This window comes from Pseudomonas sp. PGPPP4 (genome assembly GCF_002256045.1).
In the GTDB taxonomy this organism is placed as follows: Bacteria; Pseudomonadota; Gammaproteobacteria; order Pseudomonadales; family Pseudomonadaceae; genus Chryseomonas; species Chryseomonas oryzihabitans.
Genome location: NZ_NKID01000005.1, coordinates 203901 through 229009 on the forward strand (window position 1 = coordinate 203901; position 25109 = coordinate 229009).

At 63.8% G+C, this 25109-nt stretch carries 21 protein-coding genes and 1 tRNA gene; 10 read left to right on the forward strand and 12 right to left on the reverse strand.

The window, feature by feature from the left end; translation table 11 throughout:
• Position 1: 1 nt before the first annotated feature.
• The 3 genes from CFE50_RS11650 to CFE50_RS11660 form a co-directional block, all read right to left on the reverse strand.
• Positions 2-1396 carry a GntP family permease gene (locus tag CFE50_RS11650; protein ID WP_286733663.1) on the reverse strand — a complete coding sequence of 465 codons (1395 nt, stop codon included), beginning with the start codon at positions 1394-1396 and terminating at the stop codon, positions 2-4.
• 359 nt (positions 1397-1755) lie between these two features.
• A complete protein-coding gene (locus CFE50_RS11655; RefSeq protein WP_286733665.1) occupies positions 1756-3192 on the reverse strand; it encodes a sigma-54 interaction domain-containing protein in 1437 nt (478 codons plus the stop codon).
• Positions 3189-4106: a 3-hydroxyacyl-CoA dehydrogenase family protein gene (locus CFE50_RS11660; protein ID WP_286733666.1), complete on the reverse strand. Its 918-nt coding sequence runs from the start codon at positions 4104-4106 to the stop codon at positions 3189-3191. The genes CFE50_RS11655 and CFE50_RS11660 overlap by 4 nt, the downstream gene beginning before the upstream one ends.
• 198 nt (positions 4107-4304) lie before the next feature.
• On the opposite strand from CFE50_RS11660, the gene codB reads away from it, so the two are divergent.
• The 3 genes from codB (at position 4305) to CFE50_RS11675 (ending at position 7500) form a co-directional block, all read left to right on the forward strand.
• The gene (gene codB / locus CFE50_RS11665; RefSeq protein WP_286733667.1) at positions 4305-5609 is read left to right on the forward strand and encodes a cytosine permease; all 1305 of its coding nucleotides are present in this window, start codon (positions 4305-4307) and stop codon (positions 5607-5609) included.
• A 107-nt stretch (positions 5610-5716) separates the two neighbouring features.
• The gene (gene codA / locus CFE50_RS11670) at positions 5717-6958 is read left to right on the forward strand and encodes a cytosine deaminase (RefSeq protein WP_042135569.1); all 1242 of its coding nucleotides are present in this window, start codon (positions 5717-5719) and stop codon (positions 6956-6958) included.
• 131 nt (positions 6959-7089) lie between these two features.
• Positions 7090-7500 carry a hypothetical protein gene (locus CFE50_RS11675; RefSeq protein WP_286733669.1) on the forward strand — a complete coding sequence of 137 codons (411 nt, stop codon included), beginning with the start codon at positions 7090-7092 and terminating at the stop codon, positions 7498-7500.
• A 167-nt stretch (positions 7501-7667) separates the two neighbouring features.
• On the opposite strand, the gene CFE50_RS11680 is transcribed toward CFE50_RS11675, so the two are convergent.
• The 4 genes from CFE50_RS11680 to CFE50_RS11695 all read right to left on the reverse strand — a co-directional run bounded on the left by CFE50_RS11680 (position 7668) and on the right by CFE50_RS11695 (position 13656).
• Positions 7668-8153: a GNAT family N-acetyltransferase gene (locus CFE50_RS11680; protein WP_278439998.1), complete on the reverse strand. Its 486-nt coding sequence runs from the start codon at positions 8151-8153 to the stop codon at positions 7668-7670.
• Positions 8154-8188: 35 nt separating this feature from the next.
• Entirely contained in the window at positions 8189-10291 is a 2103-nt protein-coding gene (locus CFE50_RS11685) for an ATP-binding protein (RefSeq protein WP_286733670.1), read from the reverse strand.
• Positions 10288-11781, reverse strand: a complete 1494-nt coding sequence (locus CFE50_RS11690) for an ATPase domain-containing protein (RefSeq protein WP_286733672.1) — start codon at positions 11779-11781, stop codon at positions 10288-10290. The genes CFE50_RS11685 and CFE50_RS11690 overlap by 4 nt, the downstream gene beginning before the upstream one ends.
• 261 nt (positions 11782-12042) lie before the next feature.
• On the reverse strand, positions 12043-13656 hold the full coding sequence (locus tag CFE50_RS11695; RefSeq protein ID WP_286733674.1) for a histidine kinase famiy protein: 1614 nt from the start codon (positions 13654-13656) through the stop codon (positions 12043-12045).
• Between the two features lie 234 nt (positions 13657-13890).
• Between CFE50_RS11695 and CFE50_RS11700 the strand changes: the two genes are divergently transcribed.
• The 3 genes from CFE50_RS11700 (at position 13891) to CFE50_RS11710 (ending at position 15710) form a co-directional block, all read left to right on the forward strand.
• Complete coding sequence (locus CFE50_RS11700) at positions 13891-14277, forward strand: response regulator (protein WP_286733675.1); 387 nt, start codon at positions 13891-13893, stop codon at positions 14275-14277.
• 214 nt (positions 14278-14491) lie between these two features.
• A complete protein-coding gene (locus tag CFE50_RS11705; RefSeq protein WP_027597570.1) occupies positions 14492-14980 on the forward strand; it encodes a hypothetical protein in 489 nt (162 codons plus the stop codon).
• 109 nt (positions 14981-15089) lie between these two features.
• On the forward strand, positions 15090-15710 hold the full coding sequence (locus CFE50_RS11710) for a LysE family translocator (RefSeq protein WP_286733677.1): 621 nt from the start codon (positions 15090-15092) through the stop codon (positions 15708-15710).
• Between the two features lie 328 nt (positions 15711-16038).
• On the opposite strand, the gene CFE50_RS11715 is transcribed toward CFE50_RS11710, so the two are convergent.
• The 5 genes from CFE50_RS11715 to mobA all read right to left on the reverse strand — a co-directional run bounded on the left by CFE50_RS11715 (position 16039) and on the right by mobA (position 21376).
• Complete coding sequence (locus CFE50_RS11715) at positions 16039-18303, reverse strand: S8 family serine peptidase (RefSeq protein ID WP_286733678.1); 2265 nt, start codon at positions 18301-18303, stop codon at positions 16039-16041.
• 5 nt (positions 18304-18308) lie between these two features.
• Complete coding sequence (locus CFE50_RS11720; RefSeq protein ID WP_286733679.1) at positions 18309-19415, reverse strand: AAA family ATPase; 1107 nt, start codon at positions 19413-19415, stop codon at positions 18309-18311.
• 901 nt (positions 19416-20316) lie between these two features.
• Positions 20317-20393, reverse strand: a tRNA-Pro gene (locus tag CFE50_RS11725).
• 76 nt (positions 20394-20469) lie between these two features.
• Positions 20470-20691: a YgdI/YgdR family lipoprotein gene (locus CFE50_RS11730; RefSeq protein WP_286733682.1), complete on the reverse strand. Its 222-nt coding sequence runs from the start codon at positions 20689-20691 to the stop codon at positions 20470-20472.
• Positions 20692-20800: 109 nt separating this feature from the next.
• Positions 20801-21376: a molybdenum cofactor guanylyltransferase MobA gene (gene mobA / locus CFE50_RS11735; protein WP_286733683.1), complete on the reverse strand. Its 576-nt coding sequence runs from the start codon at positions 21374-21376 to the stop codon at positions 20801-20803.
• A gap of 201 nt (positions 21377-21577) precedes the next feature.
• On the opposite strand from mobA, the gene CFE50_RS11740 reads away from it, so the two are divergent.
• The 4 genes from CFE50_RS11740 (at position 21578) to yegS (ending at position 25104) form a co-directional block, all read left to right on the forward strand.
• The gene (locus tag CFE50_RS11740) at positions 21578-22069 is read left to right on the forward strand and encodes a hypothetical protein (RefSeq protein WP_286733685.1); all 492 of its coding nucleotides are present in this window, start codon (positions 21578-21580) and stop codon (positions 22067-22069) included.
• Between the two features lie 231 nt (positions 22070-22300).
• Positions 22301-22840, forward strand: a complete 540-nt coding sequence (moaB, locus tag CFE50_RS11745; protein ID WP_133859462.1) for a molybdenum cofactor biosynthesis protein B — start codon at positions 22301-22303, stop codon at positions 22838-22840.
• On the forward strand, positions 22837-24033 hold the full coding sequence (locus CFE50_RS11750) for a molybdopterin molybdotransferase MoeA (protein WP_286733689.1): 1197 nt from the start codon (positions 22837-22839) through the stop codon (positions 24031-24033). The genes moaB and CFE50_RS11750 overlap by 4 nt, the downstream gene beginning before the upstream one ends.
• A gap of 126 nt (positions 24034-24159) precedes the next feature.
• Positions 24160-25104 (forward strand): lipid kinase YegS, encoded by a 945-nt coding sequence (gene yegS, locus CFE50_RS11755; protein ID WP_286733692.1) that lies wholly within the window; start codon positions 24160-24162, stop codon positions 25102-25104.
• Positions 25105-25109 lie beyond the last annotated feature (5 nt).

Below are 25109 nucleotides of genomic sequence, written 5' to 3' on the forward strand. Positions count from 1 at the left end.
CTTAGACGAGGCCGGTCAGGTAGTAGAGGGCGATGACGAAGAACACCGCCACGGTCTTGATCAGGGTGATCTTGAACACGCCGCCATAGGCTTCGCGGTGGGTCAGGCCGGTCACCGCCAGCAGGGTGATGACCGCGCCGTTGTGCGGCAGGGTGTCCATGCCGCCGCTGGCCATGGCCGCCACCCGGTGCAGCACCTCCAGGGGGATGCCGGCCGCGTTGGCGGCGGCGATGAAGGTGTCGCTCATGGCGGCCAGGGCGATGCTCATGCCACCGGACGCCGAGCCGGTGATGCCGGCCAGCAGTGTCACGCTGACGGCTTCGTTGATCAGCGGATCGGGGATGGCCTTGAGGCCCTGGGCGAACAGCACGAAGCCGGGCAGGGCGGCGATCACCGCGCCGAAGCCGTATTCCGAGGCCGTGTTCATCCCGGCCAGCAGGGCACCGGAGACGGCGGTCTTGCTGCCTTCCGCCAGGCGTCCGCGGATGGCGCCGAAGCCGGTCGCCAGCACCAGCAGGATGCCAGCCAGCAGCGCGCCTTCCACCGCCCAGATGCCAGTCAGCTTGGCGACTTCCTGGGTCACCGGTTTGGCCATGCCGGGCAGGGCCAGGTTATGGGTGGCGCCGTACCAGTCGGGAATCCAGCGGGTCAGCAGCAGGTTGAGCACGCCCACCAGCACCAGCGGCGCCAGGGCCAGCCAGGGATTGGGCAGCGGCAGGTCGGCCGCGGTCTCGGGTTCGTTGCGCAGCGGCACGCTGGCATAGCCTTCGCCCCTGTTGCGCGCCTTGCGACGAGCGCTGCCGAGATATGTCAGGCCCACGGCGATGACGAACAGCGAACCGGCCAGGCCCAGCCAGGGCGCGGCCCAGGCGGTGGTCTGGAAGAAGCTGGTGGGGATGATGTTCTGGATCTGCGGCGTGCCGGGCAGGGCGTCCATGGTGAAGGAGAAGGCGCCCAGGGCGATGGTCGCCGGGATCAGCCGCTTGGGGATGTCGCTCTGGCGAAACATCTCCGCGGCGAAGGGATAGACGGCGAAGACCACCACGAACAGCGAGACGCCGCCATAGGTGAGCAGGGCGCAGACCGCGACGATCACCGGGATGGCCCGCTCGCGACCAAGCAGGCGAATGGCCGCGGCGACGATGGCGCGGGAAAAGCCCGACAGCTCGATCAGCTTGCCGAACAGCGCGCCCAGCATGAACACCGGGAAGTAGAGTTTGAGAAAGCCCACCATCTTGTCCATGAACACCCCGGTAAAGGCGGGCGCCACGGCGGATGGATCGGTGAGCAGCACGGCGCCGAGGGCGGCGAGGGGGGCGAAGAGGATGACACTGAAACCCCGGTAGGCGGCGAACATCAGCAGCGCCAGGGCGGCGAGTGCGATCAGGACACTCATGGCTTCTCCTAGAGCTCCGCCTGGGGCGAAGCGGTTCTTGTTGTTATAGGGCGATTCAGAGATCGCCCGAATGCAGGAGCCAGAACCGTGCCAGATTTATAACTTATTGTTTTATATGGTTTTTTATTTAGATGATTGCCATTTACCGAAAATTTGTCTCAAAAACTGGAACCCGTAGGTTGGGTTGAGCGAAGCGAAGCCCAACAAAGGCCTGACGCCGGCCATGTTGGGCTTCGACGATAGATCCGTCTTAACCCAACCTACGCACGACTCTGTAGGAGCGGCCCATGGCCGCGATAGATCGTCAATCGCGGCCATGGGCCGCTCCTACAGGCTGTGTCTCTATATATAGACATGTCTCATATTCGAGACATTAGCCCCAGCGCCACCAGCTTCTTGTACAGTGTAGAACGCCCCAGCCCCAGGCGCCGCGCGGCTTCGTCAACCTTGCCGCCGCAGGCGGCCAGGGTCGCCTGGAACAATTCCCGGTCGAAGCGCTGGCGGGCTTCGGCATAGGTTTCGCCGGTAGTGCTCACCACGGACTTGGCTGGCAGTTCGGCGGAAACGCCCAAGGCCTCCGCCAGCGCCCCGGCATCCAATTGGCTGTCGTCGCCCAGCAGCACCGCGCGCTCCAGCACGTTGCGCAACTCGCGCACGTTGCCGGACCAGGGTTGGCGCTGCAGCAGGGCCAGGCCGTCGGCGGTGAGGTCGGGCGTCGACTGTCCGCCCACCTGCGGCAACCCGTCGAGGATGGCCTCGGCCAGCACCGCCAGGTCGTCCAGGCGCTCGCGCAGCGGCGGGATGCGGATCGGCAGCACGTTGAGGCGGTAATAGAGATCGGCGCGAAAGCGCCCCTCGGCCACGGCGGCCTCCAGGTCACGGGAGGTGGCGGCGATCATGCGCACGTCACAGGCCAGCACCTCGTTGGAGCCCAGGGGTTCGTATTCCTTTTCCTGCAGCACCCGCAGGAGCTTGGCCTGCAAGGCCAGCGGCATGTCGCCGATCTCGTCGAGAAACAGGGTGCCGCCCTGGGCGATCTGCAGCTTGCCCGGGCGGGCGCGCCGTTCGGCACCGGTGAAGGCACCCGGCGCGGTGCCGAAGAATTCCGCTTCCAGCAGGCTTTCCGGGATGGCCGCGGCATTGATGCTGACGAAGGGCCGCCCGGCCCGTGGCGAGGCGCCGTGGATGGCGTGGGCCAGCAACTCCTTGCCGGTACCGGTCTCGCCCAGCAGCAGCACTGCGGCCTCGCTGGCGGCGGCGCGGCGGGCGCGGCGCTTGACCTCCAGGCTGGCCGGGCCGCTGCCGACGAAGTGGCCGAAGCCATACTTGGCGGTGCGCGCGTGTTGCAGCGAGCGCCGGGTGGTGGCCAGCTCTTCCTGGATGCGCAGGTAGCGGGTCACCAGTGGCGCCAGTTGCTGCAACTGGTCGAACAGGGCGAAGCCGATGGCGCCGATCAGTTCGTCCTCGTCGGTGTGGATCGGCAGGCGCATCACCACCAGGGGTCCGTTGCGGGTCTCCAGCATGTCCAGCAGGATCGGTTGGCCATTGCGCGCCACCTCGCGCAGCAGGCTGTGGGGAATGATCTGTTCCACCGGCTGGCCGATGGCGGCGGCGGCATCCGGCAGGCCGAAGTGCTGGGCGTATCTCTGGTTGATCCAGACGATGCGCGCCTCGCGGTCGACGATTACCGTGCCGTTGCTGGTCTGCTCGATGATCTCGAACAGCGAGCGGATCGCCCGCTGGCGGATGTCGGCATAGTCTTCCAGCCCGGGCAGACCCGGCGGGGTGCGGCTCATGGCTTCAGCGCATGGCGCAGCTGGTGCAGGCGCCGCTGGACGATGCGCTCGCGCCGCGCGGCGTCCCACTCATGGAAGCCGTGGCCGCTGCGCAGGCCGGTACGGCCGGCGGCCACCTGGTCTTCCAGCAGCTGCAGCGGGGCCTCGTCCCGCGCCAGGGTCGGCCAGAGATGCCGGGCGATGTCGCGAAAGGTATCCAGGCCACCCATGTCCGCCGCTTCCAGCGGACCGACCATGGCATAGCGCCGCCCCAGGGAGGCGCGCATCACCCGGTCCACCGTTTCGGCATCCGCCGCGCCGCTCTGCACGATGTGCAGGGCTTCGCGCAGCAGGGCGAATTGCAGGCGATTGCCGACGAAGCCGGGAATGGCGCGCTGCAGGACCACGGCCTCCAGGTCGGCGGCCTCCAGCAGTTGGCGCACGGCCTCCAGGTGAGAGTGCAGGGTCGCCGTGCCAGGCACCAGCTCCACCAGGGGAATGAAGTGCGGCGGATTCCAGAAGTGGGCGATCAGCAGGCGTTCGGGATGGCGCAGGTGCGCGGCCAGTTCGTCCGGTGGCAGGCCGCTGGTGTTGCTGGCGATCAGAGCGTCCGGGCGCAGCACGGCTTCGAGCTGGGCATAGAGACTGTGCTTGAGCTCCAGGCGCTCGGGCACGGCTTCGAACAGCAGGTCGCAGTCGGCGAGATCGGCCAGCTCGGTGGTGGTGCTGAGGCGGCTGATGACCGCCTCGGTGTCCACGGCGATGTCGGCTTCCTCCAGCTCGGCGAGCAGGGTGCGCGCCGTAGCGGCCACCTCGGCGAGGCGGGCGGGGTCGACGTCCTGCAGCCGCACGGCATGGCCGTGGCGTGCCAGGTGCACGGCGATGCCGATGCCCATGAGACCGGAACCCAGGACGGCGAGGCGTGGCGTGGTCATGATCTTTTCCTTGTAGGACGGCCGCGGCAACCGTCTCACACTTGACCGCCCCCGGCCAAGGCACGGGATGCAGCCTTGCACCAAAGGCGGGCCCCGGCAAAGGCTTTGTTACGCGACCCTAGGCTCTGCCACGCCCCTTGGCCGAGTCTGGCATGGCCACTGCTACAGGAGAGACACGCCCATCCCGAGGAGTCCCTTATGAGCAACGCCGGCAACGACTATCCCCTGAGCGAAGTCCCGCCCCACGCCCGCAAGGGGCTGGCCTCCCTGGCCATGGTGCTGCTGGGCTTCACCTTCTTTACCGCCACCATGTTCGCCGGCGGCAAGCTGGGGGTGGCCTTTGGTTTCACCGACCTGCTGTGGGTGATCGCCCTCGGCAATCTGCTGCTGGGTCTCTATGCCGCTGCCCTCGGCCATATCGCCTGTCGCAGCGGCCTCAACTCGGTGCTGATGGGGCGCTTCGCCTTTGGCGAACGCGGCAGCAAGCTGTGCGACCTCATCCTCGGCTTCACCCAGATCGGCTGGTACGCCTGGGGGACGGCCACCGCTGCCGTGGTGCTGGGCAGGTACTTCGGCCTGGAGCAGGGCGCGGTGCTGGCGCTGATGGCGGTGTTCGGCCTGGGCTTCTGCGCCACCGCCTACATCGGCTACCGCGGCCTGGAGATCCTCTCCTGGATCGCCGTGCCGGCCATGGCGCTGCTGCTGATCCTGTCCATGAGCGTGACCACCGCCAAGGCCGGCGGTCTGGCCGGCCTGCTGGCGATCCAGCCCAGCGCCAGCCTGGACCTGTCCACCGCCATCACCCTGGTGTTCGGCACCTTCGTCAGCGGCGCCACCCAGGCCACCAACTGGACCCGCTTCGCCCGTTCCACCCGGGTGGCGGTGCTGGCCAGCCTGATCGGCTTCTTCATCGGCAACGGCCTGATGGTGCTGATCGGCGCCTATGGCGCCATCGTCTACCAGCAGCCGGACGTGGTGGAGGTGCTGATGCTGCAGGGCTTCGCCACCGCCGCCCTGGCCATGCTGCTGCTCAACATCTGGAGCACCCAGGACAACACCATCTACAACTTCGCCGTGGCCGGCTGCAATCTGGTGCGTACCAGCCGCCGCAAGACGGTGACCCTTGCCGGCGCCCTGATCGGTACCGCCCTGGCCGTGCTGGGCATGTACGACCTGCTGGTGCCCTATCTGGTACTGCTCGGCACGGTGATCCCACCCATCGGCGGGGTGATCGTCGCCGACTTCTGGCTGCGCCATCGCGGGCGCTATCCGCTGCTCGCCGAGGCCCGCCTGCCGCACTACAACTGGCCGGGGCTGGCGGCCTACGGCCTGGGCACCATCGCCGCCTTCGGTTCGCCCTGGGTGGCGCCCCTGGTGGGCATCGGGGTGGCGGCGCTCGGCTATGGCGTGTTCAATGGCCTCGGAGGCTATTCAAAGGCCGGCGAGCTAGAGCCAAACAAGGCGAAAATGGCTGAGGAAGCGGAATTTACAGCGAGTAAATGAGCATTCCGAAGCCGTTTTCAACGCCGGTTGGCCGACGCGCAGCAGCCTTTGAACAGGCTACGATCGCGGACGTGCCGCCGCCCCTGCCTTGCTCTAGGAGATCGACCATGCGCATCCTCAACGCCCGCCTGCGTGACCGCGAAGGCCTGTATGACATCCGCCTCGAAGGCGGACGCATCGCCGCCATCGCCGAGCAGCTCATGCCGCCTGCGGTAGGGCCGGACGACATCGACGCCGCCGGCAACCTGGTGGTGCCGCCCTTCGTCGAGCCGCACATCCACCTCGACGCCACCCTGACCGCTGGCGAGCCGCGCTGGAACATGAGCGGCACCCTGTTCGAGGGCATCGAGTGCTGGGGCGAGCGCAAGGCCACCATCACCCAGGAAGACACCAAGACCCGCGCCACACGCACCATCCGCGCCCTGGCCGCCCATGGCATCCAGCACGTGCGCACCCACGTCGACGTCACCGATCCGTCGCTGGCCGCACTCAAGGCCATGCTGGAGGTACGCGAGGAGACCGGCCACCTGATCGACCTGCAGATCGTCGCCTTTCCCCAGGAGGGCATCGAGTCCTTCAAGAACGGGCGCGAGCTGATGGAGGAATCCATTCGCCTGGGCGCGGATGTGGTCGGCGGCATCCCGCACTTCGAATACACCCGCGACCAGGGCGTGAGCTCGGTGAAATTCCTCATGGACCTGGCCGAGCGCACCGGCTGCCTGGTGGACGTCCATTGCGACGAGACCGACGATCCCCATTCGCGCTTTCTCGAGGTGCTGGCCGAAGAGGCACGCAGCCGCGGCATGGGTTCGCGGGTCACCGCCAGCCACACCACCGCCATGGGCTCCTACGACAACGCCTACTGCGCCAAGCTGTTCCGCCTGCTGACCCACGCCGGCATCAACTTCATCTCCTGCCCGACCGAGAGCATCCACCTGCAGGGCCGCTTCGACACCTTTCCCAAGCGTCGCGGCGTGACCCGGGTCAACGAGTTGCTGGAGGCCGGCCTCAACGTCTGCTTCGCCCAGGATTCCATCGTCGATCCCTGGTATCCGCTGGGCAACGGCAACATCCTGCGGGTGCTGGAAGCGGGCCTGCACATCTGCCACATGCTCGGCTATCGCAACCTGCAATCGGCGCTGGATCTGGTCACGGTCAACAGCGCCAAGGCCCTGTGCCTGGGCGATCGCTACGGCCTGGAGGAGGGGCGCCCGGCCAACTTGCTGGTGCTCTCCGCCGACAGCGACTACGAGATGGTCCGCAGCCAGGGCCTGCCGCTGTACTCCATCCGTAACGGCAAGGTGCTGATGCAGCGCCGCCCGGCACAGGTGGAACTGGCGGATCGGTAACGGGTGGCGGTCCTTCGATGCGGATAGGATTGTGCCAGTCGCCTGCGATTTTTCAGGACTGGCAAAGATCTGACTCTCACTCGTACAACCCCCTCTCCCTCTGGGAGAGGGCTGGGGTGAGGGCACGCCCCATGCCGAAGTCCCCGGTGGAAAAGGCTGCGCCGTTTTTCACGCTACGGCGCTACGACGCTGATTCTCACTCGGACAACCCCCTCTCCCTCTGGGAGAGGGCTGGGGTGAGGGCGCCCCATGCCAAAGTCCCTGTGGAAAAGGCTGCGCCGTTTTCCACGCTACGGCGCTACGACACTGATACCCATTCGGACAACCCCCTCTCCCTCTGGGAGAGGGCTGGGGTGAGGGCGCGCCTCATGCCGCAGTCCCCGGTGGAAAAGGCTGCGCCGTTTTCCACGCTACGGCGCTACGCCGCTGATTCTCACTCGGACAACCCCCTCTCCCTCCGGGAGAGGGCTGGGGTGAGGGCGCGCCCCATGCCGAAGTCCCCGGTGGAAAAGGCTGCGCCGTTTTCCACGCTACGGCGCTGATCGCGGCCATGGGCCGCTCCTACAGGGGAATCGGAATCCGTAGGAGCGGCCCATGGCCGCGATCGGCGTCCCCCGGCAACAGCGGATCGCCATAACCGCAACCAACATTACCCATGTCGCGTCCCATCGCGTCGGGCTTTGCTGGCGCTCAACCCAACCTGTGAATCCTACCGCCCGCTCTCGGCGAAATCCCGCAGCGCCGCACCGTCCAGGCGATAGCGCACCCATTCGCTCTGGGCCTGGGCGCCCAGGCTTTCGTAGAAGTCGATGGCCGGGGTGTTCCAGTCCAGCACGCTCCATTCCAGGCGGCCGCAGTCGTTGGCCACCGCTTCGCGGGCCAGTTCGCGCAACAGACCCTTGCCCAGACCGGTGCCGCGGGCGCTGGGGCTCACATAGAGGTCTTCCAGGTAGATGCCGTTGCGGCCCAGCCAGGTGGAGTAGCTGTAGAAATACACGGCATAGCCCACCACCACGCCGTCGTGCTCGGCGACCAGCGCCCGGGTCGGGGTGTCGGCGGCGAACAGCGTCGCCTCGATCTGGGCCGGGCTGGCCAGCACCTCGTGGACGGCCTTTTCGTAGTCGGCCAGTTCGACGATCAGTTCGTGGATGCGGGTGGCGTCTTCGCGGCGGGCGGGGCGGATCTGGGCGGTCATGGGTGCCTTGGTCTGGTCGCGGGGCGGCGGCGACCTCAGGAGGGCACCACGGCCCGATTGGCGGATCCGGCCAGCATGGCGGCGACCTGCGCGGCCAGCTGGTCCAGGGTGAAGGGCTTGGTCATCAGCTCCATGTTACCACCCAGGAAGGCACTCCTGCTGAGGGCGCCCTCGGCGTAACCGGTCAGGAACAGCACCGGCAGCCGCGGCCTGAGCTGCTGGATGACCTCCGCCAGCTGACGACCATTGAGGCCCGGCAGACCGACATCGGTCACCAGCAGGTCCAGCTGCGGGATCTGATCCAGCAGGCGCAGCGCGGCCTTGCCTTCCGCAGCGCTCCAGACCCGATAGCCCAGGGCTTGCAGCGCTTCCTGGTTGACCAGCCGTACCGCATCGTCGTCTTCCACCAGGAGGATGGTCTGGCCGGCACCCTGGACGAGCTCCGCTGGCTCGGACCGCTGCGGTGCGCGGCGCTGTTCCGCCGTCGGTAGATAGACGCACACCCGGGTTCCGCTGGCGTCACTGGCGAGGGTCAGACGGCCATTGCTCTGCCGGGCGAAGCCATAGACCATCGACAGCCCCAGGCCGGTGCCCTGGCCCTGGGGCTTGGTGGTGAAGAAGGGTTCGAGCACCTTGTTCAGCAGCCGCTCGGGAATCCCGGTTCCGCTGTCCCGCACCTCGATGCAGACATAGTCGCCGGGGGTCAGGGCCTCGTCCTCGGCGCCCGGTTCGGTGACCGTCAGCAGCGAGGTCGCCAGGGTCACGACGCCGCCATCCGGCATGGCATCGCGGGCGTTGATCACGAGGTTGAGTAGGGCATTCTCCAACTGGTTGGCATCGGCCAGGATCCAGGGCAGGTCCTCGCCCAGCGCCAGCTCCACCGAGATCTGTTCGCTCACCGTGCGCTGCAACAGGTCCTGCAACGCCAGGATCAGTTCGTTGGCGGACATCGGCCGGGATTCCAGCGACTGCCGGCGGGAAAAGGCCAGCAGCCGCTGGGTGAGGGCCGCCGCCCGGTGCGCCGAGTGCTGCGCCGCCTCCATGTAGCGCTCCAGGCCGGCCAGTTGCCCCTTGTTCTTGATCTTCATCAGATCCAGGGCGCCCAGCACCCCGGTGAGCATGTTGTTGAAGTCATGGGCGATGCCGCCGGTGAGCTGACCCACCGCTTCCATCTTCAGCGACTGGCGCAACTGCTCTTCGGCGCGACTGCGCTCGGCGGTTTCCCGCTGCAATTCGCTGAGGGTGAGCGCCAGGGTGCGGGTGCGCTCTGCGACCTGGACTTCCAGTTCTTCGTTGAAGCGGCGCAAGGCCAGTTCCGCGCGTTTCTCGTCGCTGATATCGGCGATCACCGTGGTCGCACCGATGATCTGCTGGCCGGCGTCGTGCAGGGGCACCGCGCTCACCCGCAGCCAGGATTCCTCGCCGGTGGCGCTGGTGTGATAGAAGTCCTGCCCCTTGACCCGCTCGCCACCCAGCGCCCGGGCCCCCGGAAAGCGTTCGGGTGGCAGCAGCCGGCCATTGCTGTCGAGCGCGGTCCAGCGCGCCGCTTCCTGCGGTTGCTGGGACGGAATGCGCTGACCCGGCACGTACTGCTCATAGAAGGGATTGCTGACTAGGGTGCGGCCCTGGGCATCCATGAAACACACCCCCACCGGCAGATTCTCCAGCAGCGTCTGCAGGCGCTCGCGCTCCTGGGCCAGTTCGGCGAGGCGGTCGCGCATCTCGAACTGGCGCAGCCGTGAACGCCAGGCGGCGGCGACACTGCTCTGCAGGGAGGCGCCGCTCAGCGGCCGCTCCAGGATGACCAGGTTGGTGGTCGCCGCAGGCAGTTGTCGGCGCAGCAGATCGTTGCCGCGTCCCGAGCGCTTGGCGTCGGAGGCCAGCAGCACCAGCGGAATGTCCGACCAGGCTGGCTGGCGCTCCAGCGCTGCGGCCAGGGCGCCCAGGTCCTGACGCAGGGCCTCCTCAGTGAAGAGGATGATGCCGGTGTCCTCACCCAGCGCCGCCGCGACCTCGTCCAGGCTGGACAGATAGCGGGTGCGGTAGCCCTGGGTGAAGAGGCGCTGCAGGCTGGTGGCGTCGCCGCGGAGCGGGGCGCAAATGATCAGCTCGCAGGCGGGCAAGGTGTGCTCGGTCAATCGCGCTCTTCCATCAGGGGTTGCCTGGCACCGAAGTATTCCGGGGTCCCGGTCAGCACCCCGCGGAAGTCCACCAGCGGCTGACCCACCCGGATGCCCTGACGGTCGATGCGCAATTCGCGAATGGCATCCTCGTGCGCGCCGCCGCGGTGCTTGAGGATGGAAATGGCCTTGCGCAGTCGCCCCTGGGCCTCGAAGAAGCGCACCAGCACCACGGTATCGGCGATGTAGGAGATATCCAGGTTGGAGGTCATCGTTCCGACCAGGCCGTGTTGGGGATTGATGAGAAAGGTCACCACCCCGGACTGGCTCAGGTAGGAGAGCAGTTCGTGCAACTGCAGGATCAGGTGCTGTTCCTGGGGCATGGCGGCCAGGTAGCCGTTGAGGCTGTCCAGCACCAGCATCCGGCAGCTGTTTTTCTCGACGTCCTGCCGCACGCGCCAGGCGAATTCGCCGGGCGACAGTTCGGCCGGATCGATCTGATGCACCACCACCAGGCCCTCGTCGATATAGCGCAGCAGCGGCATGCCCATGCTTTCCGCGCGCTTGAGCAGGGTGCCGATGCGCTCGTCGAATTCATAGACCGCGCACCTTTCCCCACGCGCGCAGGCGGCCATCACGAATTGCAGGGCCAGGGTGGTCTTGCCGGTGCCGGCCGGGCCGGTGATCAGGGTGCTGGTACCCCGCAGCGGACCGCCGTACAGCAGCGCATCCAGGTCGGGGATGTCGCTGGGGACGGATTCGCCGATGAAGTCTTCGTAGCGCCCCGCGGCGATCATGCGCGGATAGACCTCCAGCCCGCCGCGGCGGATGGTGAAGTCGTGATAGCCGGCGATGAAGTCCCGGCCACGCAGTTTCTGGATCTGCAGGCGCCGGCGGGCAGCGCCGAAATCCAGGGTCAGGCGCTCCAGGGTCAGCACCCCGTGGCAGAGGCTGTGCAGATGATTGTCTCGTTCGCCCCCACTGGCGGTCAGATCGTCCACCAGCAGGACGGTGATGCCGCGCCCGGCAAAGAACTGCTTGAGTGCCAGCACCTGACGCCGATAACGCAAGGGGTCCTGGGCCAGCAGGCGCATCTCCGACAGGCTGTCGAACACCAGGCGTCTGGGCTGCAGTTCGTCCACCCGCGCCTGGATCAGCTCGATGGTGTCGCCCAGTTCGGATTCCCAGGGGTGGAGGATGGTCTGCTCCTGGGCACCGCCCAGCACCGCATCGGCCGCGGACAGTTCGAACAGCTCGACGCCGTCCAGGCTCCAGCCGTGAGACTCGGCCACGCAACGCAGCTCTTCACTGGTCTCCGACAGGGTGATGTAGAGCACCGATTCGCCCTGGCGTACCCCTTCGAAGAGAAACTGCAGCCCCAGCGTGGTCTTGCCCGATCCCGGGGTCCCTTCGAGCAGATAGAGCCGATCGCGGGGCAGGCCGCCGCGCAACACCTGATCCAGGCCGATGTTGCCTGTCGCCATGACTGACGGACTAGGGGAGTTCATGGATGACCGGACCTCGTGGCGTCGGAAAACGAAAGGGCAGAACGTGGACGCGGCCCGGCCAACGCCCCGGACAGGCCCGGGAGTGCGGCGGCAAGGTGCAGGCAGTGAAGAAGAGACGCCGTCGGCTGACGGCGGAGCGGGCGAAGGCACAACCCGTACTGACTTATTGGTAAGTCTAATACCCCGGGTCCAGTCCGGCCACCAGGGGGGAAGCGCCGGATCGCCGGGGGCGCGAGGTTCTGGCGTGGCCGGGCGCCGGGATCAGGCGATCCCGTTGGGTCCGTCCAGCACCCGGCGAATCTTGCGCGCCAGGTCGTTGGGGATATAGGGCTTGGAGATCACATCGAATTCCGAACCGCCGATGTCGGTGCGCTCCAGCGAATTCTCGGCGTAGCCGGTGGTGAGCAGTATCTTCATCGCCGGATGCAGGCGTTTCACCTCGCGCGCCAGCATCACCCCATTCATGCCGCCCGGCATGATCAGGTCGGTGAACACCAGGTCGAACGGCTGCTCGTCTTCGCGCAGCAGGCGCAGGGCTTCGCTGGCATTGAAGGCGATCCGCGCGGTGTAGCCGTAGTCTTCCAGCACCAGCTTGGCCAGTTCCGCGACGTCTGGACGGTCTTCCACCACCAGGATGCGCTCGGTTCCGCTGCGACGCTCCGAGCGCTGCTCGGCCTGTTGCTGGGTGACATGGCTGTCATCCACCGGGAAGTACAGGCGCAGGGTAGTGCCGACGTCTTCTTCCGAATAGATGCGCACCGTGCCACCGGATTGCTTGGCGAAGCCATAGACCATCGACAGGCCGAGCCCCGAGCCCTTGCCTTCTTCCTTGGTGGTGAAGAAGGGATCCATCACCCGATCGCGGATGCTGGCCGGCATGCCGTGGCCGTTGTCGGTGATCGCCAGGCTGACATAGCGCCCGGGCATGAGGCCGTCGTAGGACATGTTCGCCAGTTCGCGCACCTCGACGTTGCGCGTCTCGATGCCCACGCTGGGCTGCGCGCAATCCGCCAGGGCGTCGCGGGCGTTAATCAGGATATTGAGCAGCGCCACCTCGGCCTGGGTAGGGTCGATGCGGCAATTCCACAGCTCGGGATCCAGCTGGGTGCGGATTTCCACGTCGCCCAGGGTCCGCTCCGCCAGTTCATGGGAGGTGCGGATCAGGTTGTTGAGGTTGAGCACCCGGCCTTCGAGCTTCTGCTTGCGGGAAAAGGCCAGCAGCTGCTGGGTGAGGGTGCTGGCGCGCTCCGCCGCCGACTTGGCGTGGGTGGCGCTCCGGACGATGCGCTCCTGGTCGAAGCTCGGCTTTTCCGCGGTGCGCTGGATGATGTCGATGTAGCCCATCATCACCTGCAGCAGGTTGTTGAAGTCGTGGGCGATGCCGCCGGTGAGCTGGCCGAGCGCCTCCATCTTCTGCGCCTGGCGCAGGGCGTCCTCGGCGTCGCGCCGCCGGCTGACATCCAGCTGGGACGCGAAGTAATAGGTCAGCTCGCCCGCGTCGTTGTACACCGGGGAGACGAACAGCGCATTCCAGAAGGTCGAGCCGTCCTTGCGGTAGTTGATGATCTCCACCGAGATCTCGCGCTCCTGCTCCACCGCCTCGCGAATCTGGCCGACCACCGAACGATCCGTCTCCGGCCCCTGCAGGAAGCGGCAGTTGCGCCCCAGCAACTCGTCCACCCGGTAGCCGGTCATGTCGGTAAAGGCGTTGTTGGCGAAGATGATCGGGTTGTCCGGCTGCTTGGGATCGGTCACCAGCATCGGCATCCGCGTGGTTTCCACGGCGGCGAAGAAGATGTTCTTGCCCTCGTGCGAAACATCGCTGGTCGCGGAATTGTCGACCCGCGCCTTGCGGGGTGGGGGCTGTCGGCTCACGGAGGTGGAATCCTTGCGCAGGCAAAATTGGTCGTCTTGCCCCTCAGACAGCCAGGCGGCGAAAAAACTTCATCCGCACCTCGTGCGAGGCTGTCTGGCATCGTAGTTTTCCGGGCTGAAAGCCAGGCGTGGCGCGGCCTTGACGGCAATTTGCCAGCGTACCGCTCACCTGCCTCAGGTGACCGTTAGGTAGGTTTGGGGAGAACCTCTCCCGCCTTCGCTGTCTGAGCTGCCATGAAGCCAAGAAGCCTTGAAATACAAAGACAAATTCTTGTTCTGGAAGACGATCCGGGGCAGCGCGAGCTGCTGACCGAAATCCTCACCGAACAGGGGCTGGATGTCGTGGCGGTCGCCTCCAGCGATGAAGCGATGGCTCATATGGACACCCGTGGCAGCGATACCAAGATGGTCATCGCCGACGTCAACGTTCCGGGCATTCTGGACGGTCTGGCCTTCGCCCAGCTCGCGGCGGTGAGCTGGCCCACAGTGCCCTTCATCATCATTTCCGGCTATATCGACCAGGATCTCGCCGTCCTGCCGCGCCGCGCCGCCTTCCTGCCCAAACCCTGGAGCGTGGCCGACCTCAGCCAATTGGTCGAGAACCTGCTGCCGCGTCGCTAACGCCCTGCGTCTTGGGGTAGAGCGGCTTGTGCGGCCTGCGTACCCAGCTCTTGTCATCGCTCCTTTCGTCCCCCGAACAGACACGCTCGTCGGCCGGGATCAGTCGCCACTGGCCAAATGATATGACGTCCGTCGGCATCCCGGTTTTGCAGGGAACCAAATGCGCTGAACGCTATCAATGTGCCATCTATTCCCGACTGGCAAGGAGCGCTTCATGGACGCAGTCATCACCCAGATTTCTCAGATCACCGATTGGGAATTTCTCATTGCGCTGGAGCGCAGCCTGGAAAGCCGCGGTCGCCTTGACCTGGCCGCGCGAGAAGCCCTCGAACGCCAGGGCAATCTGCTCTCGCGTCGTTACCTGATGCAGAAGGGCAAGCTCGGCAACGGCCCCTTCACCCCGGTGGAAAACGAGATCCTCGACGTCCTGGCCATGGCCACCGCCGCCCTGCGTCGCAGCCGCCGTCTGCCCCATAACATCGTCAAGACCCTGCGCGCCGGTGGTCTGATCGAGGCGGTCGAGCGCAACGTCTGCCACGCCGGCGCCCTGCAGTGCCGCACCGATTTCGAAGCCGACGGCATTCCCCGCGGCACCCTGGAACGCATCGTCGATCGCAATCCCCAGGCCTTCGAACTGGAAGCCCGCCGCGCCGCCGCCCGCTACATCGCCGACCAGGAACCCGCCTTCCGCGCCGCCGGCTGAGCCTTGGCATGGCCGCCTGCGGGCGGCCATGCCAGTCCGAGAGCAGGCTGATCGTCGCCCTGACCCCGTGCTACCGTTTCGAGCCTCTCCAGCCGAAACGAGCCCCGCCATGTCCCTCGCTGATAACCTGCTGGCCTTTACCCTGGCCGCGTCCCTGCTCACCCTCACTCCGGGTCTCGATACCGCGCTGATCCTGCGCACCGCTGCGGTAGAAGGCCGTGCCCAGGCCTGGCGCGCGGCCCTCGGGATCAATGCCGGCTGCCTACTCTGGGGCGCTGCCGTGGCCTTCGGCCTGGGCGCGCTGCTGGCGGTCTCGGAACTGGCCTATACGCTGCTCAAATACTGCGGCGCCGCCTACCTCTGCTGGCTCGGGCTCAACCTGCTGCTGCGCCCCCGTAATGCCCTCGCCCCCGCGGCAGGCGAGGGCGGCTCAGATTCCAACTGGTTCCTTAAAGGGATGCTGGGCAACGTGCTCAATCCCAAGGTCGGCATCTTCTATGTGTCCTTCCTGCCCCAGTTCATCCCCCAGGGCCAACCCCTGATCGCCTGGACCTTCGGTCTGGTCGCCATCCATGTGGCGCTGGGCCTGCTCTGGTCCATGACCCTGATCGGCGCCACCCGCACCCTGGGCGAGACCCTGCGCAAAGCCGCGGTGATCCGCTGGCTGGATCGAGTGACGGGCGTGGTCTTTCTGCTGTTCGCCGCGAAGCTGGCGTTGAGTCGGCGATAGAGAGGGGGGCGGCGCTCCTTGGGGGCGCCAAGGCCAAACTCCAGAAACGACAAAGCCCGCACTGGGCGGGCTTTGCGGTGATCCTTGCGGATCGGATTGGTCGAGCGACTACGTCAATACTGGCTGCGGTAACATGCATGCTGCCTGGCTTTGATTCACATTGGATAAGCCTGGCATACACACGGGCATACACGTACCTCTGCGAGCTGTTAATCAGGGCCTTTATCCATATCTGCATAAAGCTGCAACGTAGCCCACTGCCAGGATCCTATGACCATCCAGCATGACGAGCTCGGATGAGGTCAGTCTCTTCTGGACGCATTCGCGATCAGGTGTCATCGCCGAGAATAACGTCGATACCCTGCTCGACCACCGCACTCTCGACAAAAGTCCCTAATCTGTTTGTCATAGAGTTATAGATACCATTATCTCGGTTTACCGCTTCAAAGGTTAGTACGAACGCTACTTCTTGCTCTTCTAACTGTCCGTGGTTATCCAAGCCGTACTGGTACAAATCGCGAGTATAAACTCGAGCATTAAGGCGCATGGAGTTTTTCTGAATGGTTGTCCTGGAAAATGGTGCAGAGTGACGACGTATCGGACACCATTTAGCTAGCTCACTTCGCGCCTCATTCTCCTCGCTTTTGGATTCTTTCATAGATCCAAGGAGATTCTTCCATCTTCCATTTGCTGATAGGGCCTGAAGAGCGACTTGCACGCGAGTGGAAAAATAGTTGGTCCCTCCCAGCTCTGAAACAATTGGCTTGAGGATTGCGGTTAAGGATGCCCTGCCGGCAAGTTTCCCTTCGACAAGCATTTCAGGAGGTACGGGAATATCATTCCAGTAATAAAAATAGCCAGGTTTGAGCTTGGATACCCAAGCTAAGGTCACGGTGCCGTCGGCACATATCCAAGGCGTATTGCTCTCGGACCAAGGGGTGCCCCAGCCTAATTCATTACAGTGCTGATCAAGTTCAGAGTTGTTAAGCAGCAGGGCCCTGACTAAGTCTGGAGTGGGTTTCTTTAAATTGGCGAACGTATGTGCAGCAAGTGATGAAACTAGTGGGGTGCTGTAACTAGTTCCGTTTACGATGTCGCCGCCTATCGTTCGAACTTTGGAAAACCAAGATACGTCAGGCTTTCTCATGCCGGCAGGTGCAGGCCCTTTCAGGCTTATTGGACTGAATTCAGCTGGATAGCCTTGGTTGCAAGAGGATCTACCGCTAACAGTTATAGCTGATTCGCAGTCGGCAGGAGCGCACAGCGTGGCAGAGTTTTTAGCGCTAGAGTTGCCTATAGAAATTACAGGTAGAATGTCAAATTCGCGCGCGATTTTGTTTATTTCGTGGCCCAAAAAGCTGATTTCATCAGGATTCTTTGAGGGCGACCTTTCGTTAAAGGATAGATTCCAGACTTTAGCCTCTGCAGCAGTGTGCTCGGCCACGCTTCTTAAATAAGAAATGAATTGTTCATGAGTTGGTTGGCTGGGGGCGTCGTCCTTCGTGATGGCTTGAGCTGTCACAAATCGGCAGAAATGATCCGGCAGGCTCAAATTGTTATTCCACTCATGTGCTTGACATACGAGTGATGTGACTCTGTTGCCATGGATTTGGTTTGCAAGTCGATCCGGGACCAGTGGGGGCGCCGCCCAAAATTCTAGGGGTTTGTAGCTTTTGGCCGACAGGCCGCCGTCGAAAACAACGACAACTGGCAAGTGATCAATCGGCCCCGTTAGAGGTGTAGGCTCTTTGCCATTTCCAGGGGGAAGAGCAGCTGTCCCGATGGGGACAACTGGCTCAATTCTATAAGATGTACCAGACGCTGCTATCTCACTTAAGTTTTCGGCGCTGGCCACACGCGCTGAAAATGCCGCCGCACCGTTTTTGACATACTCACGAAGTACGCGCAAAAGGTCAGGGTCGACAGGCTTGTCTCTTGGATTGAATCGAACAGAGTCCCCGTTGGGCTGAAACGGATTTTCGAATTTTGGGTTGCCAAACTCCAGCTTGTTCTGTCTATAGAATTCAATGATCTTCGAAGCTACAGATTTCCTTGCATCAACGTCGAAAAAAGGTAGCAGCCAGAAAATGAATTCTTTCTTATTACCCGAGTCGGCATTTTTCCAAGCAGAACGAATGCTCCTGCCTCGCATGGTTTCGGTAGAGTCGAAAATCTTAATGGATTCGACCCTGGATATATCGACTTTTTCAGCTGTTGACTCTGCGGATTTGAGTTTCGACGCTATCTTTTCTAGGTTTTCGATTGGTGCTTCGATAAGAAATCCGTTGAATGCTGGCGCTAGTATTTGGCAGCCATTTCTATGGGCAAAAATATCCTTTGGAGTCCATGTGGGAGCATGTGAGTCATCAAACATTCTGGCGATTAAATGCGTCCTCCCCTTATGTGTAGGGATTTCAGAGCTGATCGCCGAGATCTCCATAAGGCTTTTCGATAGACGCTTTCTTTGGGCTTCTAGCCGATCAACTACAATTCCTTTTACGCTCTTCCCTCTACCGTCAGGCATGAAGGGTACAGGTTCCTTCATAAAGTTTAAGACGGGATTGAGAAGCGGTTTTCCATTACCTTCGGCCATAGTGATTAGTCTCTAAAGTAGCTAGAAATTGTTTGGCGGCTTACGTTCAGTAGTTTTGATAGATCTACTTTGCTAATGTCGTGCTTTGTATGAAGTTCCTGCGCAGTATGCCTTTTCTGTGCTGTATTTAATTCTTGGTTAAATGCGATTGCAGTGTGGTCGGTTTCGCTAGCAAGAATTGCACGCGCTACAGACGCGACACAAATCGGCTTTCCTGACAAGATGCTTCTTCTTCTGGCTGAAAGGCATACGTTTTCAATGTCAGCCCCGCTCAAACTCTTTGATATGGCTGCGAGAGTGTTCAGTATCCATTCTTCACCTTTATCCAAGAATAAATAGTGATTTATGAGGTCTTTCCTTACTTCTAAGGATGGAAGCTCAAATCGTATTTTGTATGGAAATCTTCTCCATATGGCATGATCCAAAAGCCCCGAGTGGTTTGTTGCTGCTATAACTACGCTCTGGTCATCAAGGGAGTCCAAGCCTTGGATAAGCGTATTTACCACTCTTTTGAGTTCGCCCACTTCATGGGTGTCATCTCGTAGCTTAGCTACTGCATCGACCTCGTCTAGAAAGAGTACTCCATTTTTTGATGGAACAAAGTCAAAAACCTGTCTCAGGTTTTTTGCAGTGTCACCGAGTAATGAGGAGATTACTGAGTCAAGCCGAACCACATATAGGGGGCGACCAAGTTGTGCTGCGATATGTCCAGCAATTAAGGTTTTTCCAGTGCCTGGTGGCCCGGAAAGAAGGAGGTTCAGACGACCTGCAAGGCCGTGCTTGACTAATGTCTCAATGTTTAATACGTCTGAGACAAAAGTGTCAAATATGTTTTTTTGATCTTCGTTCAAGAAGAGCGGCGTAACCGGCCATGAGTGCTCTTCTATAAGTGGCGATCTCGATTTTGCGTCGACTGGTAGAGCGTCAGAATAACCCGAGCTTCGAAGGGGAACTCCCTTCTTTCTGATTAGAGACTTGATCTGTTTGGCGACTTCAATGTTGTCCTTGCTAAACGTGCTAGCGATTCTGTTGCTAGCATTTTTTACGTCTGTGTAATTTGCTTCAAGCGCCGCTTTGATCAAGGCAAGAATGTCTTGATGCTCAATTTGCATGTCAACCTCAAATGTTACAGTGTAAAGGTATGGTTGGTCGCCGTCAAGCAATGCAGGGGAATGCGTCAAGCCAGCCTTGGATAATGTAAAGCTAGATCGATTTTATGACAAGCTAGAAGCGCTCGAAGGTGCTGGTTCGGTGAAAGGCTAACTCGCTGTGGGCCAAGGAAAAAGGGTTGTTGGTGCAGAATTCCGCAGGGGCCCTGATCCCTTATCAAGCCTTTCTGGCGCCGCTACAGGCCTTCGTTGGCAGTAGGTGCAGGGGTGCAGAAAAACTGATGCATTTAGCCCGCAGGTGTGGCGGGGGGACAACGGCGCGCGCCGGGTGCAGAGCCCTCCGGCGCGGCTCTTGGCGGCCGAGGTGTGGGACCGGCTACCCAGACACCTTCACGCCGCCCGCCGTCGGCCTTTCGCTGGCCAGGGTAGGGTGATCACTGCAGTCAGTCGGCTCCCCAGCCTGTGACGCTCCACAGTCGCAGCTCTGCATCCAGAGGGCAGGGGGTCTGACCTGATCAGACTCCCTGCAAGGCGCGTAGAGCGTCGATGCGGGCCTTGGCGGCAGGATACGAAAAGGCCGCCCGTAGGCGGCCTGTCGCCGGCCAGCAAGATCTAGACGCTGCGCAGCTGGATTTCGCCTGGGCGTCGGCAGGCTCTTGTTTCAGTCTGCAAGAGGAAGTGGAGAACGCCTACGTCAAAGCAGGGCAGGTGGTAATCGCCTTCAGCGATAGAGGGGAGAATGTCAGAGGGGAGGGCGCTTGCTGTTTGCGTTTCCGCGGCCTGTATTGGGTTTTGGTTTCCCAATCCGGGGAGCACGGCTAGGACTTACCAGTGCCGTTGAAAACACCCAGAAACGACAAAGCCCGCACTAGGCGGGCCTTGGGGTGATCCTTGCGGATCAAATTGGTCGGAGCGACTGGATTCGAACCAGCGACCTTCTCGTCCCGAACGAGACGCGCTACCAAACTGCGCTACGCTCCGTGATGGATGGCGCGCATTCTACCTAAAACTCATGCAAGCACAAGGGGTTAGGTAAAAAAATCGCGCCGGGCAGGAATCAGAGCTCCTTGATGGTGCGAACCTGGTCCTTGTTGATGCGGGTCGGCTTGCCGTCGAGCTGCTTGAAGGTATAGAAGCCCGAGTCGTCATCGTACTTCGGCGTGTCGGTGGCCTGGATCTCGCGACCATCGTTGAGGGTGATGACGCTGGGCGTGGAGCAGCCGGCGAGCAGGGCGCTGGCAGTGACCAGCAGGGCGGCGGGGAGCAGGTGCTTGTTCATGTGACGGTCTCCTTTCTTGGCAACCAAGCGGGCTTAGGACCGCGGGTGCAGGGCCGAGTTCGTCCGGGAACCGGTGGGTCACGCCGTCTGGCCGGGTGGAACGCCGCGTTCAGACCGCGCTTTCCAGCGCCGCGGGATCGTTGAAGTTGGCCAGGCGGATATCGTCTTCGGCGAAGTCCACGGCGGTCAGGCCAAGGGGCAGCAGGGCGCCACGCGGACTGCGCTCGCCGTCCGCCCAGGCCTGGCGCAGGGCGGGTAGCAGGCGTCGGGGCAGGGCGCTGAACAGCGGTTGCCAATAGCCGCCCTGGCGCGCCATCACCGGGCCCGCGCCCGCCTGGGCCGCCGCGAGCAGTTGCAGGGCGAGGGCGGCATCGATCCGCGGCGCATCGCAGGGCAGCAGCAGCACCCAGTCATGCCGCGCCACGGCGAGGCCGGCGAGGATGCCGGCCAGGGGGCCGGGAAAGTCCGGCTGGTCATCGGCCACCAGTTGGTCGGCCCACTGGGCATAACGCGGTGCATTGCGGTTGCAGGAGATGACCAGATCATCGGTCAGCGCCCGCACCGCAGCTTGCACCTGGGCCACCAAGGGTTGGCCGCGCCATTCCACCAGGCCCTTGTCGCGTCCACCCATGCGCTGGCCGCGACCGCCGGCGAGGATCAGGATGGAAGCGGGTAACAGCGGCATGGAGGACCTCGGCTTTCGGACGTGGGGAGCGGGCGTCCATCCTAGCCCGGTTTCACCGCTGGCGGTCGGCGGGAGCGGGTTTGTCCGGGCGCAATGTCTGGGCTGGACTCGGGCGCGTCCCGTACGAAGGGGCGTGCTAGAAACCTTTGATCCCTGCCGCGCGCTGGCGGGGAGTCCCTGCCCAGAAGGAGTTTGGAAACGATGAAGACGATGCTGCTCCCTGCGCTGGCCCTGGCCGCCTTGCCCGCCTTTGGCGCGGGCGGCGGTGAACCTCCCTCGGTCAAGGTCACCTTTGGCCAGCCGACCATCCGCCAGACGCTGTTCTACGAAAAGCTCTACGAGAAGAAGCCCTATCCCGACGCCACCCTCTATTACTACAGCAACGGCGTCTACAAGATCATCTCGCCCGGCGAAGAGCACTACGGCGTCTATGTGGTGCACGGCAAGCTGACCGACGACCAGTACCAGGTGGATTTCATCTCCCTGCCGTCCGCGGACTGGGGCGGCAAGACGGCCCGGCATTTCCTCACGTTCGATCGCAAGGCCGGCACCTTCACCCAGCAGGCGACCTGGGAGGAAGACCCGAATATCGCCCCGCAATACGGCCGCTTCAGCCAGGACGTCAACGACATCGCCGATCCGCGTCCCATCAAATGGGAGACCCATGCCGAAGGCGAACAACGCCAGCGCTAGGCGTGGCCAGGCGCCCCTTCGGTTGAAGGGGCGCCGGCTTTTCCTCTAGGCTGTGACGATGCAGCCTTTTCGGACCTTTCCCGCGATCCTGGCCGACAGTGACCCTGGCTGTCGGCGCGGCTATCTCCTGGCCGCTGCCAGGGCGGCGCTCACCCCCTCCGGGAAACCCGCTGGCCGTCCAGCGGTCTTCCGCTGCACCCTTTCTTTCGCACACTTCGGAAACCCAAGCAGATGAGCCACAAAGCCGAGGCGGTTTTCGTACCGCTGAATATCGCCGTCCTGACGGTCAGCGACACCCGCACCTTCGAGACCGACACCTCGGGTCAGCTGTTCGTCGACCGCCTGGAGGCCGCCGGCCATTTCCTCGCCGACCGCGTGCTGCTCAAGGATGACCTCTACAAGATCCGCGCCCAGGTCGCCCACTGGATCGCCGAAGACCAGGTGCAGGTGGTGCTGATCACCGGCGGCACCGGCTTCACCGGTCGCGACAGCACCCCCGAAGCCGTGGCCTGCCTGCTGGACAAGCAGGTGGATGGCTTCGGCGAACTGTTCCGCCAGATCTCCGTGGCCGACATCGGCACCTCCACCGTGCAGTCCCGCGCCCTGGCCGGTCTGGCCAACGGCACCCTGGTCTGCTGCCTGCCGGGTTCGACCAATGCCTGCCGCACTGCCTGGGACGGCATCCTCGCCGAGCAGCTGGACAACCGTCATCGCCCTTGCAACTTCGTGCCGCACCTCAAGCAGGCCGAACCCTGCGGGCCACGCGGATGAGCCTGCTGTCATTGGAAGAGGCCCTGGCGCGACTGCTGGCCATGGCGGCCGAAGACGGTCCCTTGCCCCTCGAGCAGGTCGCCCTGGAAGACGCCGACGGGCGCATCCTGGCCATGCCCCTGGTGGCCGACCTGGATCTGCCGCCCTGGGACAACAGCGCCATGGACGGCTACGCCCTGCGCCTGGACGACTGGCAGGGCGAGCCGCTGCGGGTCTCCCAGCGCATCTTCGCCGGCCAGGCCCCGGCGCCCCTGGAGCCGGGCACCTGCGCGCGCATCTTCACCGGCGCGCCGGTGCCGGCGGGTGCCGACTGCGTGGAAATGCAGGAAAACACCGAGGTGCTGGACGATGGCCGGGTGCGCTTCGTCGAGCAACTGCGGCTTGGCCGCAACATCCGGCGCCGCGGCAACGAGGTCAAGGTCGGTGACGAGGTCCTGTCGGCCGGCACTGCCCTGGGTCCTGCGGAGCTGGGCGTCGCCGCCTCCCTCGGGCGTGCCCAGCTGAATGTCTTTCGGCGCCCCAGGGTCGCGGTGCTGTCCACCGGCGATGAACTGGTGGCGCCCGGCCAGCCGCTCGGTCCTGGGCAGATCTACAACAGCAATCGCGTCCTGCTGATCAGCTGGTTGCGGCGGCTGGGCTGCGAGGTGTCGGACCAGGGCATCCTGCCGGACGATCTTGCCGAGACCCGCCGGCGGTTGGGCTCGCTGCAGGCCGATCTGATCCTTTCCACCGGCGGCGTCTCGGTGGGCGAAGCCGACTACCTGGGGCAGGCCCTGCGCGAGGAGGGCGAGCTGACCCTGTGGAAGCTGGCGCTCAAGCCGGGCAAGCCGCTGACCTGTGGGCGCTTCCGCGGCATCCCGCTGATCGGCTTGCCGGGCAATCCCGCCTCGACCCTGGTGACCTTTGGTCTGCTGGCGCGGCCCTATCTGCTGCGGCGGGCCGGCAAGATCGATGTGGCGCCCCTGAGCGTCGAGGTGCCGGCCGGTTTCGACTGGCCGCGTGCCGGTGCCCGCCGCGAATACCAGCGGGCGCGCCTGGAGAATGGCCGGGCGGTACCCCATCGCAACCAGGGCTCCAACGTGCTGCAGACGGCGGCCTGGGCCCATGGCCTGGTGGAGATCCGCGAGGACCGCACCTTCGCCGTGGGCGATCCGGTGCGCTTCATCCCGCTGGCCGAATTGCTCAAGGCCTAGCCAACCGGCGGTCAGGACTGAACGTGGCCGTTGGGCCACAGTCCTAGTCTCCAGATTCGCTCGCCGGGCGCTGCCCGGTACCTGACGCGGCATCTCGCCGCGCAGCGCCAACCTTGGACGACAGACATGACGACGACAGGCACCCTGGCTGACGCAGCCCTGGTCATTCTCAATGGCAAGGAAACCGGTAACGAGGACGTTCGGGAGGCCATTCTCGAACGGCGTGCCGCCGGTCATCACATCGATGTGCGGGTGACCTGGGAAGAAGACGATGCCGCGCGCTTCGTCGAGCAGGCGACTCGCGAAGGCTACGGCACCCTGATCGCGGCCGGCGGCGACGGCACCCTGCGGGCGGTGGCCGAAGCCATGGCGCAGAATCACAGCCAGGCCCGTCTCGGCCTGCTGCCCCTGGGCACCGCCAATGATTTCGCCAATGCCGCCGGAGTACCCCTGGAGCCCGCTGCGGCCCTGGCGCTGTTGGATGGACCGACCAGCACCATCGACCTGATCGAGGCGGAGGGTCAGCTGTTCCTCAACATGGCCACCGGCGGCTTCGGCTCCCAGGTCACCGCCAACACCCCGGGCGAACTCAAGCGCCTGCTGGGTGGCGCGGCCTACTTCCTCACCGGCCTGACCCGCTTCGCTGAGGTGCATTCGGCCCATGGCCACTTCCGCGGTCCCGGGTTCGAATGGGAAGGCGAATTCCTCGCCCTGGGCATCGGCAACGGTCGCCAGGCCGGCGGCGGTCATGTGCTCTGTCCCACCGCCGTGGTCAACGATGGCCTGCTCGACGTGGGTATCCTGCCGGCGTCCCAGGACGTGCTCGGCACCCTGGGCGAATTCCTCAGCAAGGGCTTCAGCACCGAGGAGATGTTCATCCGCGCGCGGCTGCCCTGGGTGGAGCTCGAAGCCGCCGAAGGCCTGGACATGAATCTCGATGGCGAACCGGTCAAACGAGACCGGGTGAGATTCGAGGTGCGTCCGGGTATCCTGCAGGTCTGTCTACCGGTGGATTCGCCCCTGCTGGGCGAGACCGCCGGCACCCTGGCCGAGCCGGCGGCGACGTCCTGAGCAGG

What these genes read in the sequence shown, in the direction of transcription:
- CFE50_RS11650 (WP_286733663.1), bottom strand. Translation starts at nt 1,396, where the DNA reads ATGAGTGTCCTGATCGCACTCGCCGCCCTGGCGCTGCTGATGTTCGCC.
- CFE50_RS11655 (WP_286733665.1), bottom strand. Translation starts at nt 3,192, where the DNA reads ATGAGCCGCACCCCGCCGGGTCTGCCCGGGCTGGAAGACTATGCCGAC.
- CFE50_RS11660 (WP_286733666.1), bottom strand. Translation starts at nt 4,106, where the DNA reads ATGACCACGCCACGCCTCGCCGTCCTGGGTTCCGGTCTCATGGGCATC.
- codB (WP_286733667.1), top strand. Translation starts at nt 4,305, where the DNA reads ATGAGCAACGCCGGCAACGACTATCCCCTGAGCGAAGTCCCGCCCCAC.
- codA (WP_042135569.1), top strand. Translation starts at nt 5,717, where the DNA reads ATGCGCATCCTCAACGCCCGCCTGCGTGACCGCGAAGGCCTGTATGAC.
- CFE50_RS11675 (WP_286733669.1), top strand. Translation starts at nt 7,090, where the DNA reads ATGCCGAAGTCCCCGGTGGAAAAGGCTGCGCCGTTTTTCACGCTACGG.
- CFE50_RS11680 (WP_278439998.1), bottom strand. Translation starts at nt 8,153, where the DNA reads ATGACCGCCCAGATCCGCCCCGCCCGCCGCGAAGACGCCACCCGCATC.
- CFE50_RS11690 (WP_286733672.1), bottom strand. Translation starts at nt 11,781, where the DNA reads ATGAACTCCCCTAGTCCGTCAGTCATGGCGACAGGCAACATCGGCCTG.
- CFE50_RS11700 (WP_286733675.1), top strand. Translation starts at nt 13,891, where the DNA reads ATGAAGCCAAGAAGCCTTGAAATACAAAGACAAATTCTTGTTCTGGAA.
- CFE50_RS11705 (WP_027597570.1), top strand. Translation starts at nt 14,492, where the DNA reads ATGGACGCAGTCATCACCCAGATTTCTCAGATCACCGATTGGGAATTT.
- CFE50_RS11710 (WP_286733677.1), top strand. Translation starts at nt 15,090, where the DNA reads ATGTCCCTCGCTGATAACCTGCTGGCCTTTACCCTGGCCGCGTCCCTG.
- CFE50_RS11715 (WP_286733678.1), bottom strand. Translation starts at nt 18,303, where the DNA reads ATGGCCGAAGGTAATGGAAAACCGCTTCTCAATCCCGTCTTAAACTTT.
- CFE50_RS11720 (WP_286733679.1), bottom strand. Translation starts at nt 19,415, where the DNA reads ATGCAAATTGAGCATCAAGACATTCTTGCCTTGATCAAAGCGGCGCTT.
- CFE50_RS11730 (WP_286733682.1), bottom strand. Translation starts at nt 20,691, where the DNA reads ATGAACAAGCACCTGCTCCCCGCCGCCCTGCTGGTCACTGCCAGCGCC.
- mobA (WP_286733683.1), bottom strand. Translation starts at nt 21,376, where the DNA reads ATGCCGCTGTTACCCGCTTCCATCCTGATCCTCGCCGGCGGTCGCGGC.
- CFE50_RS11740 (WP_286733685.1), top strand. Translation starts at nt 21,578, where the DNA reads ATGAAGACGATGCTGCTCCCTGCGCTGGCCCTGGCCGCCTTGCCCGCC.
- moaB (WP_133859462.1), top strand. Translation starts at nt 22,301, where the DNA reads ATGAGCCACAAAGCCGAGGCGGTTTTCGTACCGCTGAATATCGCCGTC.
- CFE50_RS11750 (WP_286733689.1), top strand. Translation starts at nt 22,837, where the DNA reads ATGAGCCTGCTGTCATTGGAAGAGGCCCTGGCGCGACTGCTGGCCATG.
- yegS (WP_286733692.1), top strand. Translation starts at nt 24,160, where the DNA reads ATGACGACGACAGGCACCCTGGCTGACGCAGCCCTGGTCATTCTCAAT.